This is a genomic window from Coleofasciculus sp. F4-SAH-05 (genome assembly GCF_040222985.1).
GTDB lineage: Bacteria > Cyanobacteriota > Cyanobacteriia > Cyanobacteriales > Coleofasciculaceae > Coleofasciculus > Coleofasciculus chthonoplastes.
In genome coordinates, this window is record NZ_JAVKBY010000021.1 from 41475 (window position 1) to 59114 (window position 17640).

Genomic DNA, 17640 nt, shown 5'->3' on the forward strand with positions numbered 1-17640 from the left:
CTAGGAATTTTCAATAATTAAACCAATCTTAAAAAGTCGTAAGCAAATGTCAAATAAAAGCGTTATAGCTTAAAAAAGCTTCGTATAACGTTATATCTTAGAGATAAGCTACTGATAAATTAACATTTCGTTGACTGTAAATTAGGAGTCTTGAATCCATTGGAAACTCATAAGGAAAAAATTCTAGTTGTTGATGATGAAGCGAGTATCCGCCGGATCTTGGAAACTCGCCTGTCGATGATTGGCTACGATGTCGTCACCGCCGCCGACGGGGAAGAAGCCTTAGAAACCTTCCGCACGAGTGAACCCGATTTAGTGGTTTTAGATGTGATGATGCCCAAGCTGGATGGCTACGGCGTCTGTCAAGAGTTGCGAAAGGAATCGGATATCCCCATCATCATGCTAACGGCATTGGGTGATGTTGCCGATAGAATTACCGGGTTAGAGTTGGGCGCGGATGATTATGTGGTCAAGCCTTTTTCGCCCAAAGAGTTAGAAGCCCGGATTCGTTCGGTATTGCGGCGGGTAGACAAGGTGGGTGCTTCCGGGATTCCCAGTTCTGGGGTAATCCATGTCGCCAGTATCAAAATTGATACGAACAAACGACAGGTTTATAAGGGAGACGAACGGATTCGGCTCACAGGGATGGAATTCAGTCTCCTGGAGTTATTAGTCAGTCGCTCTGGGGAACCCTTCTCTCGGTCAGAAATTTTACAGGAGGTGTGGGGGTATACCCCAGAACGCCACGTCGATACCCGCGTTGTCGATGTTCATATTTCTCGACTGCGAGCCAAGCTGGAAGATGATCCCAGCAATCCGGAGTTGATTCTCACCGCACGAGGGACAGGGTATTTATTTCAACGGATACTCGAAGCAGGGGAGGAATAAGTGTTGAGTTTTGGGTTTTGAGTTGTGAATGTTGAGTGTTGTAGCAACCGCTACAACAGTTAGGACAGGCTTGCGTCCATTAAAACAATAAACGCTGTGCAAATAATGGCTAAACCTGATCAAAATTCTGTGTTGCGACAATTACCGTTTATTGTTGGGGGATTAGGCGGGACGCTATTGTTAATCAATCGCCTGCTGACTCACCAACTTACGGAATCTCAGGCGCGTTCAGACGCACTGGGGGTGATTCTGAGTGCCATATTGATTTTGACAGGTTTGCTGTGGCAGCAAGTGCAGCCGCGATCGCCAGATGCGGTAGATTTGATCGGGGAGGAAGGGTTTGAACTGGCACCTGGTTTACCGGAGACGGTGGAAACAGAACTGGCTTGGGCGTCACATTTATTATTAACCAATACCGTAACGCGATCGCTGGTTGTGTTTTATCAGGGGAGGGTGCTACTACGGCGGGGAATATTGGGGGTTAACCCAGAGGTGAAACCGGGTGCTATCTTGAAGCGGGTTCTCGATCAACAAAAACCTATTTATCTGGTTGACATGAAACTGTATCCCGGACGAATCGAATTTGACTACTTGCCAGAAAATACCCAAGGACTCATCTGTCAACCCCTGGGCAATCAGGGTGCTTTAATTTTAGGCGCGAATGCTCCCCGCAGTTACACCAAACAAGATGAGCGCTGGATTGAGGGGTTAGCTGATAAACTAGAGAACACGTTGAGTCAGTCAGTACAGTCGAATGTCAACGGTTAGGATCGTCATTTGTCATTTGTTATTTGTAAGGGTTTGAGGAACGTTGACCTTGATATCGTTAAGTTTAGATGTCTATCACTTTGCTCTACTGGATATTAATTGCCCTGATGCTTGTGGGTGTCGTGGGTGCTGTAGTCCCTGGTCTTCCCGCTTTACCTGTGGGAGGTCCTTTGTTAGGGATTTTAATTGGTCCTCTGTTAGGAGCATTTATCGGTGAGTTTTTATCTCGCCGTCAGTTGGAATTAGAGCTACGGTTAAATGCTGCGTTTAAGGCTAGTTTAGGGATTGTGGTGGGTTCCCTGGTGGGGAATTTAATTCAGGGAGCATTGGCGCTGGCGACAGTTATTGTGTTTGTGTTTACCACCTTCCCCCCCGGAGTTGCAGGGTAAACGATTCGAGTTGACAGGATGACAAAGGACTTGACGACAACGATAGACTCGAAAGGGGGTCATATTTATATCCAGGACTCTCACTCTGACACCCGAAAGGCTTACTGGCGGAGTATCCCCAGGATTCAGTGGTTGGTGATTCTCACGGTTGTGGGACTTGGTTTGTTTGGCTGTAAGTCCTCTAAATCCCCTGAAAATGCCCAGAGTCCCTCACCCCCTGTATCAGAAACACCCGCTGATTTTTCCTTTCCCCTGATTACCCCGAATGTCTCACCCCTTCCCACAGAAACACTAAAGGTTTCACCCCTCCCCACGCCCACGATTTCATCTGTACCCCCAGAGATAGTTGTCTTACCGACTCCTGAACAAGTCCCTAATACACCCTCTGTCTCCCCTGAGATACCTCCTTCGCCCACTCCAGACGCTTCTAAAGCTGTCCCACCCCCTTTACCCAAACCACCAAGAGTTGATCACCGTAAGCCGACGATTACAAATTTACCCGATGGCAATTATTTTTATGGCGAATCAGCCGAGTTTGACCGTCCGGGTAGTCGGTATTTAGTGTTTGTCAAAACTGATGATGTACTAATTGGACAGGAGTATTTTTGGCAAACTGAGCATAGTCGTTGTTTTAAAGGAATAGCCAATGAAAATACGGTCAAAAATGTTAAAATTGCTTATCGCCAACCCTCTCTAGATGCGGCAGAGGTACAATGGTCATTTGAAGATATGAAGCCGATAAAAATAAGTGAATTTCAGCCGATTAGTTGGGATAAAACTCCTGATTTTGCTAAGACTAATTTACAAGACTGCGTAAAAATTTTTAGAATCTTTAATGAATAATGAAAAACACAAAAATGGTTAATCGCAGAAAGTTAACGGTATAGGAATCACCCTAATTGGTACTACAGCGATGGTGGTACTCACCAACTTTTGGGTAAAAGTTGAACGCCTCAATTGGCTACTTTATTTCTGGGGAGTCCTCATGATTGGTGGTGTCATTCTCACCGATCTCAGCATTTTCCTGGGTTGGGGAAACGTGTTGATTCGCCTTTGTCCTCTAGGGTTGGGATTGTGGTTCCCTGTTCCCTGTTCCCTAATCTCAACAGTTAACTTTAATTGTGTCCACCTACTTATTTAAATAAAAGTTGGTGAAGAGACTTAACATATCTTCACCAACTTATTTTTGGGAATGAACCCATGAAAAATTACCGATTTTTTACCGATTGTTATCGGAGGTTACCAATCCGCTCTTCTGGGTTCGTGGAAAGGTTCACCACTGAAGGGTTGCACGCCCGTAGACGGATAAGCATCGTCACTGGGACCGAAAATTCTCACAACCGCTTCTGATATATATTGGGTCATTTCTGCAAACAGTTTGGAAATATTCATAACCTTGTCCTCCTAATAGAGTAAATCTCAATCAGATTTAAATTGGTGTATTGGTATGCAATTCACTTGTTAATTATGAGGGATACACCACACAAAAACAGTATTTTGCAACATTTATTTGATTATGTTTGCAATACTTTTCTCAAGGTTCAGTCAAACGCCCGATTATTCCCTATTTGTATAAATTTTCGTTTACATCCTTGACATTCTGTAATAATTTGTTGCACTCATGGAGGGAAACCCCAACATTCGCTACGAGAGTCCAGCAAACTTAAACGCCTGATCGTATAATGGCATAAGCAGGCTTAACTGCGGCTGCTGCACCGAAGTCTGCCAAACGCTCCACATTGATTAAGGCAAGTTGTTTTGATTTGTTAGGTATAGTTATGCAGCCGAAAAATTTGCGCCGACTTCTGCGGGCATTGTCTCGACAGCGGTTGGATGTTCACTACAACCCTTCTGAACTGGATCAGTTAGCCCCTGAATGCTTACATAAACGAATGACGAATGACGAATGACGATCTGTGCCGTTAACTTTTATTGTCCCTACCTACTTAGCGTTTATTGCTAGTTTTCCTAATCCATTAGCTATCCAACTGAAAGTTATTGAATACAGACAGAACAAACTGCACAATAGTTGGTAAAAGTATAGTCAAATATAGTATGTCTTTCCGCTAGTCGCATTATTGTCCGTGAGATTTTAACTCGGCTATAATCTTTTCGGTTTTTCCTTTCGACCTTCTTAATCCGTAAATTCGCGAGCAAAACGAGGTAATAATTGCTATTAAGTCGTCCATTAATTCATCTTGTTTCTCGTCACTCTGATTAACAATTTCAATCTTTTTATCTAATTCTTTGAGGAGTATTTCTATATAATTCGTTCCAAATCTAGCCAAACGGTCTTTATGTTCTACAATCAAAATATTGTAGTTTGGGTCTACTAGAATTTTAGCCAATTGTTTTCGATTGTCATTTAAACCACTTCCAATCTCTTTGACAATTTTATAAATTTTGTAGCCTCTGGCAATTGCATAATCTTTTAACCGCTCTGCTTGTCGATCTAGATCATCTTTGTTTTGGGCGCTGGAAACTCTTGCATAAATACAAGCTATCAAGTCAGGTTTCAAGTTGTCCTCAATCGCCTCCGACGTTATGATAATCGTACCAGACGGCAATTGATGACCTGTCAAATTTCCTTGTTTCCACCACCTCCAAGCAGTTCGATAACTGATTCCTGCTTTTTTGGCATAGTCTGAGAGTTTCATGTCTATATATTACACAACATGACTACATCTGACTATATTCTTATTGAAACTTTACAATACTCTTTTGAAACTTATGCCACAGGAAGATCAGCAACTCACCCTCACCCCAAGCGATTACAGCCTATTAACCGATCTCTATGAACTGACCATGGCAGCTTGCTATGTTGGTGAAGGGTTAGAGAATCGACGCGCCAGCTTTGAGTTATTCGTGCGACGTTTGCCTAACGGCTTTGGCTATTTAATTGCCATGGGTTTAGCACAGGCATTAGATTATCTGGAAAAGCTTCAATTCTCCGAATCCCATATAGAGGCGTTGCAGGCAACAGGACTATTTGATCAAGTCCCCGAAAGCTTTTGGTCAGTCCTCAAGTCAGGAGGATTTGCTGGCGATGTTTGGGCTTTACCCGAAGGAACCGCCGTATTCACCCATGAACCCCTGATGCGGGTAGAAGCCCCCCTATGGCAAGCCCAACTGGTAGAAACTTATATTCTCAATACAATTAATTACCAAACCCTGATTGCGACTCGGGCAGCGCGAATGCGAGATGTCGCTGGAGAGGATGTCAAGCTATTGGAATTTGGCACTCGCCGTGCGTTTAGTCCGCAAGGGTCAATCTGGGCAGCACGGGCAGCATTAGCCGCCGGGTTTGATTCTACCTCAAATGTGGTCGCCGCGCTGAAGTTAAACCAAAAACCCAGTGGCACAATGGCACATTCGCTGGTGATGGCAATTGCTGCTGTATCGGGGAGTGAGGATGAGGCATTTAGTGCATTTCAACGCTATTTTCCCACTGCACCTCTATTAATTGATACATACAATACAGTAGCGGCGGCTCAACGTCTGGCAGAACAGGTTAAAGCAAATCAGGCAAAAGTTGCAGGCGTGCGCTTAGATTCTGGAGATATTGCTGATCTCTCTAAACAAGTGAACTCGCTGCTACCGGATGCGAAAATCTTTGCCAGTGGTGACATGGATGAATGGGAGATTGCTAAAATTCAACAGGCGGGTGGTATTATTGACGGTTATGGCGTCGGTACACGATTAGTGACAGGTAAACCAGTTAATGGGGTGTACAAACTGGTGGAAATGGATGGCATTCCCACAATGAAGCAGTCGAGTAGCAAAGAAACCTATCCTGGACGCAAACAAGTTTTCCGCCATTACGTTGACTGGAAAATTAGCAAAGATCGACTAGCAATGGCATCCGAATCTCCTCAAGAAAATGAACAGCCCCTGCTTCAACTGATGGTTAAAGAGGGTAAACGCTTAAACCCACCGGAACTGTTAGCGGACATCAAAAAACGTACAGCGATGACGGTGAAAATGATTCCTGATTCAATCCGTAAACTTGATGATCCCCAGCCTCTACAAGTAGACGTTTCTGATGCATTAAAACAGCTTACTCAACAGACGAAAAAACGATTAAATCAAAAAGCCGCCGATGTCTAAATTTAGATATGATGTAGTATTTAAAGAAAAAAAATAACGACAAAAACACTTTCTGAAACAGACATTTGAGTAAAGGGCGACCCGAGCAAATTGAGTGGATATAATTGTTGATTTGTGCAAGCGGGTCGCGCCCCTACACGAGGGTCGAAGATAACATGCTTGTTTCTTGTATCTGTATCCCCCTGCCCAATCTATAATGACGATGCTATTGGACTTGATATGACCACTATTGCCTTATTCGGAACGAGTGCTGATCCCCCCACGGCAGCCCATCAGACCATTCTCGAATGGTTGTCCAACCATTACAACAAAGTCGCTGTCTGGGCGTCAGATAATCCGTTTAAGTCTCACCAAACCTCCCTAGAACACCGCAAGCGGATGTTAGAGGTGTTAATTTCCGAAATTGAAACACCGCGTAATAATATTGGCGTACATGAGGAGTTGAGTCGTAGCAGAACTCTGGAAACCTTAGCCAAAGCCAAGGAAATTTGGGGGGATGAGGTGAACTATACTCTCGTGGTGGGTTCGGATTTAGTCAATCAGATACCCCGTTGGTATCGGATTGAAGAATTACTCAGCCAGGTACAGTTACTGATTGTACCGCGTCCCGGGTATGACATAGACAAGGCAGGTTTAGAGAGATTGAGGCAGCTTGGAACTCACGTTGCGATCGCGGATCTGAATGTTCCTGGAGTTTCCTCCACAGCCTATCGTGAAAAAGGAGATCCAGATGTCATAACACCTTCTGTCAAAGACTATATCAATCGAGAAAAATTATATGCTTGATCAACGGTGACTCCGGAAGATGGACGTTCTTAGCTATACTTTTAGGGGGACTATCACTGTTTTAAGTTCAAAACGTCACAGTTTTGGATAACCATGTCAGAACGCGGCATCAAACCGAGCAACCAACCAGCGTTAGCTGACTTCAAAGTCAGTGTTGACACTGTTATTTTTTCTGTCGATACTCAACAAAACCGCGTCTTGGTGCTGTTAATCATGCGCCGGGATGAACCTTTTTCCGGTCAGTGGAGTTTGCCTGGAACACTGGTGCGCCAGGGAGAATCCCTAGAAAATGCCGCCCATCGGGTTCTGGTAGAAAAAATTCGGGTGAATAATCTCTACTTGGAACAACTCTACACCTTTGGTGGTCCGAATCGCGATCCTAGGGAATCCCCAAAAAGCTTTGGCGTTCGTTACCTATCGGTTAGCTACTTTGCCTTAGTTCGGTTTGAAGAAGCACAGTTCATTGCTGAGGGAGTGAGTGGTATTGCGTGGTATCCGGTTAAGGAAATACCTTCCCTAGCCTTCGATCATGGCAAAATTATCGAGTATGGATATCAGCGTTTGCGGAATAAGTTGGAGTATAGTCCTGTCGCGTTTGACGTATTACCCGATGTTTTTACGCTGAGTGATTTGTATCAACTCTATACTACTGTTTTAGGCGAAAACTTCTCAGATTATTCTAACTTCCGCACCCGTTTGTTAAAGTTGGGTTTTTTAGCCGATACTGGTCTAAAATCCTCACGGGGAGCAGGACGTCCAGCCTCTTTATATCGGTTTGATGCTGAGGCGTTTGCGCCGTTGAAGGATAAGCCGTTGGTTTTTCTTTGAAGATATAACAGTTTATCGTAGTTTATAATTATTGTTTATCGAAACGATTATGACCAAATCGACTATTCAGTACACCACCAAACATTTAAAGGAACTGGGTTTATTTATCGAAGTCAGCGGCAGAACGGATAGTGAGCGCAGTCGCAAAAAGGCGCTGGAAGAAATCGAACGCCGGATGGATGACCCAGAGGATACCAGCTTAGATGAGAATAGTTTTGCCGATGGGTTAAGCAGTGAAGATTTAATTGTGGTTGGACCCCCATCAGCCGTTGAATCGCCAGAAGATGAGCCGGAAATCATTCAGGCGGTGAAGGCGATCGCGAATTTAGCCAGCTTACGAGTTACCCTAGAAGAGATACAGCAGCAGGCGTTGGAGTTGCGTCCGGTAATTGAGGCACTCTTTAGCCCCGAACCCCTGACTCCCGAACAAATGCAGCAGGCGACGGATAAGAGTTTTGCCAAAACGTTAATCAAGTTTGCCGAAGCTAAAGCCGCACGAGATCAATTTTTACCCGAAGCGCAACAAGCTTGGCAGGTTCTAAAACCCGCTTTAGACAATGTTGATACTGATTCTAATCCGGTTCTTTCATGAGTTAATTGTAGGGTGCGTTAGCGAAGCGTAACGCACCTATTGCTCTAGAAACAAGTTAAACACAAACGGACATAACATCACAAACTCTCAAATACGTTTGGATTAAAAATTCCACAAGTTTTTAGGCACCTTGAGCATCAAGAGCATGTTGTTTAAGTTCACTTAAGGAAACATATTCTAACGCCGATGCATGAGTAGCAGACAAAACCACAGGAGGTGCAGCGCCAGCTTCGAGGGCTTCTTGCCAACGAGACGCACATAGACACCAGCGATCGCCTGGTTTTAAACCGGGAAAGTTAAATCCGGGAAGGGGTGTACTCAAGTCATTCCCACGCTGTTTGGTAAATTCCAGAAACTCTTCGGTAACTTGAGCGCAAACAACGTGAGCGCCAAAGTCACCGCCTCCAGTACTACATTTCCCATCCCGGTAAAATCCAGTCATGGGAGATGTGCAACAGGTTTCTAGTTCTGTACCCAGGACGTTTTTTGAATTAGCCATGACAGCACCTTTTATTGACAAACCGTTCCATCAGTAGGATACATAGAGACGCTTCTATCCAGCAAGACCCGTATTAGTCATGCGTCATTGGTGATTGGTTAGAGAATCCTCGCACCTTGATCGGGGCGGGTTTAGTTACATCGGGGCTGGAAAAAAATGTGAGCCGTGAAACCCGCCCCTACAAGACAACCAAACGTACTTTTCTAGATCTTTGTACTAAGACTGTTTCATCCCTCATCTGCCATCTTGATCACCCAGTTGGCAGTAAGATAGGGACAGCAGTTTACCCAGTCGGGTAGTAAAGCAGTATTTAGTCAATTTGGGAGGGTGTTCGATGAGCAATAAACCTGAAAAAAACGTTATCAATGTAGATCCAGTCACGGTTGTGGCAGTTATATCTGCCCTTTTACTGGTGCCACTATTGATATCGGGGTTTATTTTCCAATAATTCTATGGGTTATCGTCATTGTCAATCTACCTCTGGCTTGCCCCTTGCCAAAATCATCAAGCTGGTAGCAATAGTATTTGTGTGCTTATCGCTGTGGGTTGCACCAGCATCCGCCAAGGTTATCCGCTATTTTGATGGCAATTCGACTGATATCAATGTTCCCGCAGGTATTGCTTTTGACTTAGGTGGCGGGGGGGCTGATGTGGATGAAGCGATTCAGTGGATGATTAATCAGGCGAGAGGTTGCACCGACTGTTCGGCTCAGATTGATGTGGTTGTGATTCGCTCATCGGGTTCGGCTGGCTATAATGAACCGATTCTGGCGATGAATGGGGTGGATTCGGTTGAAACCTTGGTTATTCGTAGTCGAGATGATGCTAATTCTTCAGATGTGGCGGATACAATTCGCCAAGCTGAGGTGGTATTTTTTGCAGGTGGTGATCAGTGCGACTATACCCGCAATTTTAAGCATACAGCGACAGCAGACGCGATTAAATCCGTTGGCGCTAAGGGCGGTGGGATTGGGGGAACCAGTGCGGGGGCGATGATTCAAGGTGAGTTTATCTATAACGCCTGTTCGGATGCGGTTGATAGTGAGTATGCCTTAGATGATCCCTATGAAGATATTCTGTTTAGTTATGATCTGTTCAATTGGTCGCTGATGAAGGGTACGATTATAGACACCCATTTTAGCGATCGCGATCGCATGGGTCGATTGATGACATTCATGGCGCGTCAACTTCGGGATGGAATCGCTGATAGTGTCGTGGGGATAGGTATTGATGAGGGAACCTCAGTGGTGGTTAACAGAAATGGGTTAGCCCAGGTTATGGGAGAGGGTGCAGTGTATTTTGTTTTAGCCGATCATATCCCGGAAGAGTGCGAACCTCAAACCCCACTCACGTTTTCTAATTACAAGATTTGGAAACGCGAAAACGGTGAGCAATTTGATCTGAAAAATTTACCCTCAAGGGGTTATCGTAGAGCCAGTGTCCAGGATGGTATTGTGCAGAGGGGATAAAAGGGCGCAAACAAAGGGATAAAAGGGCGATTGGAAATCGCAGCTACACAAACAAAGTCCGCCTACGCGGACTGAACTAGAAAAGTGATAAGCTTTTATGCATTTAAATTGGGTATTAGTAACGAGCAAGATGCTCGCACTACAAGGATGACGTCATGTCTTTAATCCACATTCCGCACTTCAAAATGTAGCACGATAGATTACAGGATTGTCTCCGGTGACAACCTTGCTAGATCTACGCCATCTAGTCTAAACTACGGTATTGAAGGTAATGTACTTTCTCTCAAACTGCTTATTCTAAAGCCGTCGTTAAATAATTAAATGTGATAATAAATTTGCATTGTACTTGTAATAAACTTATGAATTTTTATAACAAAACTAACTTTTTGGCGTAAAACAAATAAGCAAAATCAGAGTATTCAATGAAGACTATCGCTTTTTGCAAAATTGAGTGATTAAGTATCAGTATGCGACTATATTTACACACTATCCAGCGTATCCGTTTATTTATGAAGTATCGTGTCAATAAATAGTTGAGTAATATTCATACAAAGATTTATATATTTCTATTGTCTATACTACATTTAGAAAATATAAAATTATCAATTAAAGAAAACCCGAATAAAATACCTGTTATCGTAATATCATATAACAATGGTAGTTATGTAGAAAACATTATTAATCAATTACAAAAATTTGGTATAAAACCTATTATTTTTGATAACTGTTCTGATGATAATAATACCCTATACTTATTGAGAAAGATAAGAGAAACGCAAAAGGCATCCGTCATATTTTTGCCTAAAAATTTTGGTCATTATGTTGGTTTTATAAAAGAGATATATGATTTGCTTCCTGAAGTTTTCGGATATACAGATCCTGATTTGCAGTTTTCTTCAAATTTACCACCCAATTTTATAGATGTTCTTGCAGAACTGACGGTTAATTATTCGGTATACAAAGCCGGTTTTGCATTAAGCATTGATGCTTAACAATTCTAGGTTTAGCAGTATGATTAGGCTTTGGTGCTTTATTTTGACCAGTGGGATAAGTCACAGTTCAGAAACTCAGCAAGTTTTTGGTTCGGCTCCCGAAACCTTTCGATTAATATCTTACGGGTTTCTGGAAGCATCGGTGGCGGTAAGTATTTCTGTTCAATCTGCTTCCCAGTGGGTAGTTGTCTTAGTCCCTGATAAACACAATCGTGCAACCCTTGCGGTAACAAAGAAGCTACGCGGGAAACACCGGGAATTGACTTCAAAGGAGTCGTTATACGTGAACGTATGATATTGTCAAAATGGTAACGTTTATCGTTCGCCCAAATCGACTCTCCTTTGGTTAAATCAATTTCATCAATCTCCAAAAAATTACAAACCTTGCGAAGTGTATCTGCTGTTGCGTGGATTAAATCATCCATAAATAAAAAAAGAAAAGATTCTCTGGGAAAGTAGCAAAGATACTGTTCTATTCGCTCCATATAATTACTATTTTCTAAATAAAATAATTGGTGTCTCATGTTATCTTCAAAGCGTTCCACCATAATTTTAGTAACATATCTTTTGCTTGTATTTTCTTTAAGGTCTAAATATTGTGCGATTCTCATGTGATGTGACCAATGAGAGTAAGCTCGATCTATTGGATTTCGCATGATATATATTAGCTTTACATTGGGTATTATTTTTGCTATTCTACCAGCACATTTAGACACAGTAACTGGTTGTAATTTGTAGGAAAATAGGGGTGTTGTTGATGTAAAATTAAGAGTATAAAAAGTTGATGCTTCACCACAGAATTGATGTGATTTAGCATTTATAAATAGAGAGGTATACCAATCTAATCCTTTAGCATAACATCCGTCATCTCCAAAAAAATTAGGTTCCTTAGGTACACTCATATATATTTGAGGATGCTGGCACAAGTATTTATAAAGTGTTGTTGTTCCAGACTTGGCTGCTCCAATAATTAGAAAATCTGGTAAGCGCATCTGTATACTCCTTGTACTCCTTTTGCAGAAACTAGCAACGCGAGGGGGAGCGTACCGCAGGCTCGGCGCGGAGCTTGCCTTCGCGCCGCCGCGAAGCGTCCCTATGGTGATGGGCGATAGCCCACTAATAGTACTTGATAATTAAGTAATAACTCAAACATTTTGATTAGAAGGTGACAATGGACGGGCTAGACGAACTGAAATGACAGAGCATTAAGGTTTCTGGAACGCTTATAGGACAAGGGTTTTGAGCTAGATTGCCCCTGGTGTCAGCTTCGCTAGATCTACGCCTATTGGAGGTAATGGCTATTATCCCTAAATGATCAAGGTTTTTTATTTCGATTTTTTGACAGTTTTTACCCATTGTTTTGGCTGATTTATTATTTGCAAAAAAAAAAATAAGTATAAATACTTATTTTAGGGGGCGATTACTATCCCTCATTGTACTACAAAACACACTTCAAGTTTAAGTGCGGAATGTGGTCTTTAAAGACGTTCTAATCTGTTCTATCTGAGAAGACTCCAGAGGTTCTCTAAACCACTTCGCTTGCAATCCGATAACCTGATCATCCTTCAGTTGAGTATATGCCTCAACACCACCATCGCCACCTGCACCATTAACGAAGACGACTCGCCTAATTTGATCGGCATACTCCCGATAACACCAGCGCTCAAATAACGTTCCAGTCAGTGCTTCAAAGGCATGTTCAGGAGCATCACCATGAAGATTAAATCTAGACCAGTCCAAGAAACCGGCGAATCGGGGCGGGTTTAGTTGCATCTGGGTGCAACCGAAGAGATAGTAGTGAAACCCGCCCCTACACATTTACGTGCCATACCTTGCCGTAGTGCTAGCATCTTGCTCGCTACATTGAGCATCTTGCTCGCTACTAATACTTATAACCCAGTCCGCGCAGGCGGACTTTGTTTGTGTAGCTGCGATTTCAATCGCTCAAATTAACCCAATTCTCGCTAGAGTGGTTTTTGCGCGAAAATCCTAACTATGCACCTACGCCAAAAACTGACTCACCATTATTTTATCCTTACTGGAATCATTATCCTGGGAACCCTCCTCCGATTTTGGCATCTTGATTTAAAACCTCTGTGGCTGGATGAAGTTCTCACGGCTTTCTTTAGTCTGGGACGGGAGTATAATGATTTACCATTAGATGTGGTATTTTCTTTGTCCACCCTCCAAGAACTCTTCACTCTGCAACCGGAGGCTAGCTGTAGAGATATTGCCCAAACCCTTGCCCAAGAATCCACGCATCCCCCCTTATTCTTTTGCTTAATGCATTCGTGGCTAAGGTTTACGGGAACCGAACCCCTGGCGTGGGTGTTGCGTTCATTTCCAGCATTAATTGGAGTTAGTGCGATCGCGGCAATCTACGTTCTCAATCGTCTCATCTTTTCGCCAATCGCGGGATTAATCGCCGCTGCGTTAATGGCGGTGTCTCCTTTTGCGGTTTACTTGTCTCAGGAAGCGCGTCACTACACGTTGCCGATGTTGCTGATTATTCTGGCACTTTTGGCATTAATCCCGATTCAGCAGCGTCTTTATGATCAGCAATTGCCTTCCCCTTGGCTATGGCTAGGTTGGGGTATGGTGAACAGTATCGGTTGTTATGTCCACTACTTTTTTCTTCTGGCTGTCATTGCCCAAATTTTGACCCTCATTTCCGGGATGATTTGGTATCGTCGGCGTAACCCTAGTGGGAGTTGGAGTGCTGTGGCGCTGGTAATGGCGGGAATGGCAGTTAGCTATCTGCCGTGGTGGGGTATGCTTTTGGCAGATATGGGGCGACAAGAAACCAATTGGCTACCGCCACCGGATAGTATTACGCCTTTGGTGCAATTACTGGTGGGTTGGTTCCTGATGATGATTGCTTTACCCGTGGAAAATCAACCCTTGTGGATTGTGATACCCATGGGAGGATTAACTCTCTTGTTGGGTGGGTGGATTATTTGGCGGGGAGGCGTGGGAGTTAAACGACTGCTGCATCAGCCTTCAACTCAGTTAGCCACGTTAACGCTATTCGGGTTTACTTTGGCTGTATTGCTGCAATTTCTGGCAATTATTTACGGATTAGGTAAGGATATCTCCATTGTCCCCCGTTATAACTTTGTTTATTATCCGGCGATTTGTGCGCTATTGGCTGCGAGTTTAACCGTAAATGTAGAGACGCGCCATGGCGCGTCTAGGCGCACAGATGCAGGGGTGCAGGGGAGAGGGGTAATCATGTTAACGTTGGCTATCTCTCTGGTGAGTACGGTTTGTGTTGTGGCTAATTTGGTGTTTCTCAAACCCTATTATCCTCAGCAGGTGGCGCAAAATATGACAATTGAACCCACGGTTCCCCTGATCATGGTGATGGGATATAAGGATCTTCAGGATGTAGGATTAGGATTGAGCTTTGCCTTGGCATTAGATTCAGAGGGTGGAAGTCAACAGGGCGATCGCGCGATCGCATTTTTAAGTCGCCAACAGGGATATGATCAAGTCTGGCAGCAGTTATCCAAATTAGCTATACCCTCCGTGTCTCAATTGAATCTCTGGGTAATCGCTCCCGGTTTGAAGCGGCGAGACTATCCCCAAACTCTTGCGATCGCGAACCAAAAAAGCTGTATCCTTGATCCGAGTCAACATTACCGGATTGGTATTCCTTATCAGTTATACCGATGTGGTCAAGATTTGGCGTAAGCTACACCAGAAAAGATGTTTTCGGCAACCGTGGTAATGAAAGTAAGTATTATTAAGTCTATTCAAGGACTCGCTGCTCTAATTCTGGCGTTGGTTTTGGTTTTAGTTCCCCTATCTGCCCAAGCTGCTAATTCCTCTGCCAGACAGCTTATTAATGACGGTGTATCTGATCTAAGTGCCATGGATTTCTCCGGTCAAAATTTAGCTGAACTGGAGATATCTAATATGAATCTAACCCAAACTACAAGTCCAAAATCTCTGCACTAAAGCCAGTGGCATTAACTCGAAAACGGGGGTAGAGACTCGCGAATCATTAGGATGTCGATAATTTGTCTACTGCAGGGGCGCACCGACGTGCGCCCAGAAAACCCGCTCACAAACAAAGTTCAGGTGCCCAGTCTTGATGACCGCGCCCAGGGTAACATTTGAACTGAGATCCTGCCCAAATCATCTGCCATTGTTCATTAGCTTGAGCAGAGGGATTTTTCTGAAAATCAACGCGATATCGGATATCTTGCACAGAATCATCCTTTAATCCAGTTTGAGTCAGAATCACAATTGCCTGATCCGGTTGAGGATAGGAGACATCCACGGTGGGTGAATCCGTGTCAGCGTCGCTACTACCAAACGCCGAGAGTGCGATCGCGTTTGGATTGCTACCGGTTAAACTCATCCTATCTGCTTGTTGGGATAGATCAATGGAACGATAATCTTCCCGGTTAGCCGCCGGAGTCTGAGCCGATGAAAAATTTTGCTGGGGAGTCGAGTTACCTGGAGAATCGGGGGCTGGCTCAGTCGATGAGGAAATCGTTTCATCAGGTGAAGGCTTAGCGGCTGTAACTGTCGTTTCTGGGCGATTACTGACGCCTGTGCAAGCCGTCAGCATGAATATCATACTAGCGAGACTCATCAAAGAAATTTTGCCAGACTTGACCATCCAATCCATCAGCTTTCTAGTAAGCGGCTAATTCTATTGTAGGTTGGTATGGAGAAGCACCCAGATTTAGGGGCGGGTGGGTAATCCCTGTTTCCTGTTCCCTGTTAAGAGTTCCCCATTCCCTGTTCCCTATTTTCGACCTTTATAGTTTGAGAACCCGTCATCACGCTAAAATGCGATCTGGCAAATGCTATTGTTATTTAACGCCTAGTTCATTGGGAATACCACCTCATGATCCACGAAGTTTTCATGCCCGCCCTTAGCTCCACCATGACCGAAGGCAAAATTGTCTCTTGGGTGAAATCCCCAGGGGACAAAATAGAGAAAGGCGAAACCGTGGTAGTGGTTGAGTCTGACAAGGCGGATATGGATGTGGAGTCGTTCTATGAAGGCTATCTAGCCGTCATTACTGTACCCGCAGGTCAAACCGTACCTGTCGGGGAGGCAATTGCCCTACTAGCCGAAACTCCTGACGAAATTGAGACGGCTAAACAACAAGCCTCCCAATCCAGTTCCGCCTCAGCCCCAGCCAGTACTCCACCTGATCAAACGCCAAAACCTGAACCTGAACCTGCTACTGTCTCAGCCGCTCCCCAAGCGCAAGATACCCCCAGTCGCCGTAATGGACGCACTGTCGCCTCTCCTAGGGCTAAGAAATTAGCCAGGGAGTTGAAGGTTGAACTTGATACGTTGACGGGTAGTGGTCCTCACGGACGCATTGTGGCAGAAGATGTGGAAGCCGCTGCTGGCAAAACTCCCCAACCCGAACCCAGCGCCGCACCGCAACACTCACCATCTCAGCCTGCGGCTCAACCGATGGCGACACCCACGACACCGATTTCTGTCCCCCTCGGTGAAGTGGTTCCGTTCAACACCCTGCAAAATGCCGTGGTGCGGAATATGGTGGCGAGTCTTCAGGTGCCAGCTTTCCGGGTAGGGTATACTATCACTACCAATGAATTGGATAAGCTGTATAAACAAATTAAGCCTAAGGGCGTAACCATGACCGCCCTATTAGCGAAAGCCGTCGCTGTGACATTAAAACAACATCCCACGATCAATGCTTGTTATACGGAAAAGGGGATTCAGTATCACGCTGGCATCAATGTGGCTGTCGCTGTGGCTATGGCAGATGGAGGACTGATTACACCGACGTTACAAAAAGCCGATGAGGTGGATATTTATTCCTTGTCTCGCACCTGGAAAGGGTTGGTAGAACGCTCCCGACGCAAGCAGTTGCAACCGGAGGAATATAGTTCCGGTACGTTTACCATCTCGAATTTAGGGATGTACGGTGTTGACCGTTTTGATGCGATTTTACCTCCCGGACAAGGGGCAATCCTAGCCATTGGCGCATCACGTCCGCAAGTTGTGGCGACAACGGATGGCATGATGGGTGTACGGAATCAGATGCAGGTGAATATGACATGTGATCACCGGATTGTTTACGGTGCTGATGCAGCAGCTTTCCTGCAAGATTTGGCGAAGTTGATTGAAACAAATCCGCAATCGTTGACACTGTAATCGGATGCGAGCTGAGTCACACCACCTGTAGGGGCACGGCATTGCCCATTGGTGTCAACTTAAGGGGAAATTTCCCCTTGAAATTACTCTCGGATTATCTCACCGCAAGACTTTCGCAGATTTTAAGCTAGTCTACCTACTGGAGTTAAGAGTAACAGCACTACTCAT

At 44.4% G+C, this 17640-nt stretch carries 21 protein-coding genes and 1 pseudogene; 16 read left to right on the forward strand and 6 right to left on the reverse strand.

The genetic code is table 11. From position 1 onward, the window contains the following. Positions 1 to 159: 159 nt before the first annotated feature. The 5 genes from rpaB (at position 160) to RIG27_RS02390 (ending at position 3186) form a co-directional block, all read left to right on the forward strand. Complete coding sequence (gene rpaB, locus RIG27_RS02370; protein WP_044208692.1) at positions 160 to 888, forward strand: response regulator transcription factor RpaB; 729 nt, start codon at positions 160 to 162, stop codon at positions 886 to 888. 105 nt (positions 889 to 993) lie between these two features. Continuing rightward, on the forward strand, positions 994 to 1656 hold the full coding sequence (locus RIG27_RS02375) for a cofactor assembly of complex C subunit B (RefSeq protein ID WP_446342061.1): 663 nt from the start codon (positions 994 to 996) through the stop codon (positions 1654 to 1656). Between the two features lie 68 nt (positions 1657 to 1724). Continuing rightward, positions 1725 to 2045 carry a DUF456 family protein gene (locus RIG27_RS02380; RefSeq protein ID WP_446342063.1) on the forward strand — a complete coding sequence of 107 codons (321 nt, stop codon included), beginning with the start codon at positions 1725 to 1727 and terminating at the stop codon, positions 2043 to 2045. An 18-nt stretch (positions 2046 to 2063) separates the two neighbouring features. Next, positions 2064 to 2888 carry a hypothetical protein gene (locus RIG27_RS02385; RefSeq protein WP_446342065.1) on the forward strand — a complete coding sequence of 275 codons (825 nt, stop codon included), beginning with the start codon at positions 2064 to 2066 and terminating at the stop codon, positions 2886 to 2888. A gap of 70 nt (positions 2889 to 2958) precedes the next feature. Then, positions 2959 to 3186 (forward strand): hypothetical protein, encoded by a 228-nt coding sequence (locus RIG27_RS02390; protein WP_446342067.1) that lies wholly within the window; start codon positions 2959 to 2961, stop codon positions 3184 to 3186. Positions 3187 to 3284: 98 nt separating this feature from the next. Here the strand turns inward: RIG27_RS02390 and RIG27_RS02395 are convergent, their stop codons facing one another. Beyond that, positions 3285 to 3437 (reverse strand): hypothetical protein, encoded by a 153-nt coding sequence (locus RIG27_RS02395; RefSeq protein WP_006102658.1) that lies wholly within the window; start codon positions 3435 to 3437, stop codon positions 3285 to 3287. A 386-nt stretch (positions 3438 to 3823) separates the two neighbouring features. Here RIG27_RS02395 and RIG27_RS02400 point away from each other — a divergent pair, with 386 nt between their 5' ends. After that, on the forward strand, positions 3824 to 3955 hold the full coding sequence (locus tag RIG27_RS02400) for a hypothetical protein (RefSeq protein ID WP_446342069.1): 132 nt from the start codon (positions 3824 to 3826) through the stop codon (positions 3953 to 3955). Between the two features lie 165 nt (positions 3956 to 4120). Here the strand turns inward: RIG27_RS02400 and RIG27_RS02405 are convergent, their stop codons facing one another. Next, positions 4121 to 4702, reverse strand: a complete 582-nt coding sequence (locus RIG27_RS02405) for an IS607 family transposase (protein ID WP_446342071.1) — start codon at positions 4700 to 4702, stop codon at positions 4121 to 4123. Positions 4703 to 4775: 73 nt separating this feature from the next. On the opposite strand from RIG27_RS02405, the gene RIG27_RS02410 reads away from it, so the two are divergent. From RIG27_RS02410 to RIG27_RS02425, 4 genes are all read left to right on the forward strand, one after another. Then, complete coding sequence (locus RIG27_RS02410; RefSeq protein ID WP_446342073.1) at positions 4776 to 6152, forward strand: nicotinate phosphoribosyltransferase; 1377 nt, start codon at positions 4776 to 4778, stop codon at positions 6150 to 6152. 219 nt (positions 6153 to 6371) lie between these two features. Further along, positions 6372 to 6938: a nicotinate-nucleotide adenylyltransferase gene (locus tag RIG27_RS02415; protein ID WP_446342075.1), complete on the forward strand. Its 567-nt coding sequence runs from the start codon at positions 6372 to 6374 to the stop codon at positions 6936 to 6938. Between the two features lie 93 nt (positions 6939 to 7031). Beyond that, complete coding sequence (locus tag RIG27_RS02420; RefSeq protein ID WP_446342077.1) at positions 7032 to 7766, forward strand: NUDIX hydrolase; 735 nt, start codon at positions 7032 to 7034, stop codon at positions 7764 to 7766. 49 nt (positions 7767 to 7815) lie between these two features. Further along, on the forward strand, positions 7816 to 8358 hold the full coding sequence (locus tag RIG27_RS02425; protein WP_446342079.1) for a hypothetical protein: 543 nt from the start codon (positions 7816 to 7818) through the stop codon (positions 8356 to 8358). 121 nt (positions 8359 to 8479) lie between these two features. Here the strand turns inward: RIG27_RS02425 and RIG27_RS02430 are convergent, their stop codons facing one another. After that, the gene (locus RIG27_RS02430; protein WP_446342081.1) at positions 8480 to 8857 is read right to left on the reverse strand and encodes a DUF2237 family protein; all 378 of its coding nucleotides are present in this window, start codon (positions 8855 to 8857) and stop codon (positions 8480 to 8482) included. A 452-nt stretch (positions 8858 to 9309) separates the two neighbouring features. On the opposite strand from RIG27_RS02430, the gene RIG27_RS02435 reads away from it, so the two are divergent. Both RIG27_RS02435 and RIG27_RS02440 read left to right on the forward strand, forming a co-directional pair. Beyond that, positions 9310 to 10326, forward strand: a complete 1017-nt coding sequence (locus tag RIG27_RS02435; protein ID WP_446342083.1) for a cyanophycinase — start codon at positions 9310 to 9312, stop codon at positions 10324 to 10326. Positions 10327 to 10859: 533 nt separating this feature from the next. After that, positions 10860 to 11318: a glycosyltransferase gene (locus RIG27_RS02440; protein WP_446342085.1), complete on the forward strand. Its 459-nt coding sequence runs from the start codon at positions 10860 to 10862 to the stop codon at positions 11316 to 11318. Positions 11319 to 11356: 38 nt separating this feature from the next. Here the strand turns inward: RIG27_RS02440 and RIG27_RS02445 are convergent, their stop codons facing one another. Together RIG27_RS02445 and RIG27_RS02450 are read right to left on the reverse strand one after the other, a co-directional pair. Then, on the reverse strand, positions 11357 to 12310 hold the full coding sequence (locus RIG27_RS02445; protein WP_446342087.1) for a sulfotransferase domain-containing protein: 954 nt from the start codon (positions 12308 to 12310) through the stop codon (positions 11357 to 11359). Positions 12311 to 12776: 466 nt separating this feature from the next. Beyond that, a complete protein-coding gene (locus RIG27_RS02450; protein ID WP_446342089.1) occupies positions 12777 to 13058 on the reverse strand; it encodes a hypothetical protein in 282 nt (93 codons plus the stop codon). Between the two features lie 255 nt (positions 13059 to 13313). On the opposite strand from RIG27_RS02450, the gene RIG27_RS02455 reads away from it, so the two are divergent. From RIG27_RS02455 to RIG27_RS02465, 3 genes and pseudogenes are all read left to right on the forward strand, one after another. Next, positions 13314 to 15011 carry a glycosyltransferase family 39 protein gene (locus RIG27_RS02455; protein ID WP_446342091.1) on the forward strand — a complete coding sequence of 566 codons (1698 nt, stop codon included), beginning with the start codon at positions 13314 to 13316 and terminating at the stop codon, positions 15009 to 15011. 36 nt (positions 15012 to 15047) lie between these two features. After that, on the forward strand, positions 15048 to 15278 hold the full coding sequence (locus RIG27_RS02460; RefSeq protein WP_446342093.1) for a hypothetical protein: 231 nt from the start codon (positions 15048 to 15050) through the stop codon (positions 15276 to 15278). Next, positions 15256 to 15339: pseudogene (locus RIG27_RS02465) on the forward strand (pentapeptide repeat-containing protein); the annotation flags it as partial. The gene RIG27_RS02460 and the pseudogene RIG27_RS02465, both read left to right, overlap by 23 nt. A gap of 45 nt (positions 15340 to 15384) precedes the next feature. Here RIG27_RS02465 and RIG27_RS02470 read toward each other — a convergent pair. Beyond that, positions 15385 to 15957, reverse strand: a complete 573-nt coding sequence (locus tag RIG27_RS02470) for a hypothetical protein (protein ID WP_446342095.1) — start codon at positions 15955 to 15957, stop codon at positions 15385 to 15387. Positions 15958 to 16179: 222 nt separating this feature from the next. Here RIG27_RS02470 and RIG27_RS02475 point away from each other — a divergent pair, with 222 nt between their 5' ends. Next, the gene (locus RIG27_RS02475; RefSeq protein WP_446342096.1) at positions 16180 to 17472 is read left to right on the forward strand and encodes a dihydrolipoamide acetyltransferase family protein; all 1293 of its coding nucleotides are present in this window, start codon (positions 16180 to 16182) and stop codon (positions 17470 to 17472) included. Positions 17473 to 17640: the final 168 nt, after the last annotated feature.

Coding starts and splice junctions, on each gene's coding strand:
- RIG27_RS02385 (WP_446342065.1), top strand. CDS start 2,064: ATGACAAAGGACTTGACGACAACGATAGACTCGAAAGGGGGTCATATT.
- RIG27_RS02400 (WP_446342069.1), top strand. CDS start 3,824: ATGCAGCCGAAAAATTTGCGCCGACTTCTGCGGGCATTGTCTCGACAG.
- RIG27_RS02415 (WP_446342075.1), top strand. CDS start 6,372: ATGACCACTATTGCCTTATTCGGAACGAGTGCTGATCCCCCCACGGCA.
- RIG27_RS02380 (WP_446342063.1), top strand. CDS start 1,725: ATGTCTATCACTTTGCTCTACTGGATATTAATTGCCCTGATGCTTGTG.
- RIG27_RS02455 (WP_446342091.1), top strand. CDS start 13,314: ATGCACCTACGCCAAAAACTGACTCACCATTATTTTATCCTTACTGGA.
- RIG27_RS02405 (WP_446342071.1), bottom strand. CDS start 4,702: ATGAAACTCTCAGACTATGCCAAAAAAGCAGGAATCAGTTATCGAACT.
- RIG27_RS02375 (WP_446342061.1), top strand. CDS start 994: ATGGCTAAACCTGATCAAAATTCTGTGTTGCGACAATTACCGTTTATT.
- RIG27_RS02460 (WP_446342093.1), top strand. CDS start 15,048: ATGAAAGTAAGTATTATTAAGTCTATTCAAGGACTCGCTGCTCTAATT.
- RIG27_RS02445 (WP_446342087.1), bottom strand. CDS start 12,310: ATGCGCTTACCAGATTTTCTAATTATTGGAGCAGCCAAGTCTGGAACA.
- RIG27_RS02470 (WP_446342095.1), bottom strand. CDS start 15,957: ATGGATTGGATGGTCAAGTCTGGCAAAATTTCTTTGATGAGTCTCGCT.
- RIG27_RS02425 (WP_446342079.1), top strand. CDS start 7,816: ATGACCAAATCGACTATTCAGTACACCACCAAACATTTAAAGGAACTG.
- RIG27_RS02475 (WP_446342096.1), top strand. CDS start 16,180: ATGATCCACGAAGTTTTCATGCCCGCCCTTAGCTCCACCATGACCGAA.
- RIG27_RS02395 (WP_006102658.1), bottom strand. CDS start 3,437: ATGAATATTTCCAAACTGTTTGCAGAAATGACCCAATATATATCAGAA.
- RIG27_RS02435 (WP_446342083.1), top strand. CDS start 9,310: ATGGGTTATCGTCATTGTCAATCTACCTCTGGCTTGCCCCTTGCCAAA.
- RIG27_RS02410 (WP_446342073.1), top strand. CDS start 4,776: ATGCCACAGGAAGATCAGCAACTCACCCTCACCCCAAGCGATTACAGC.
- RIG27_RS02420 (WP_446342077.1), top strand. CDS start 7,032: ATGTCAGAACGCGGCATCAAACCGAGCAACCAACCAGCGTTAGCTGAC.
- RIG27_RS02430 (WP_446342081.1), bottom strand. CDS start 8,857: ATGGCTAATTCAAAAAACGTCCTGGGTACAGAACTAGAAACCTGTTGC.
- RIG27_RS02390 (WP_446342067.1), top strand. CDS start 2,959: ATGGTGGTACTCACCAACTTTTGGGTAAAAGTTGAACGCCTCAATTGG.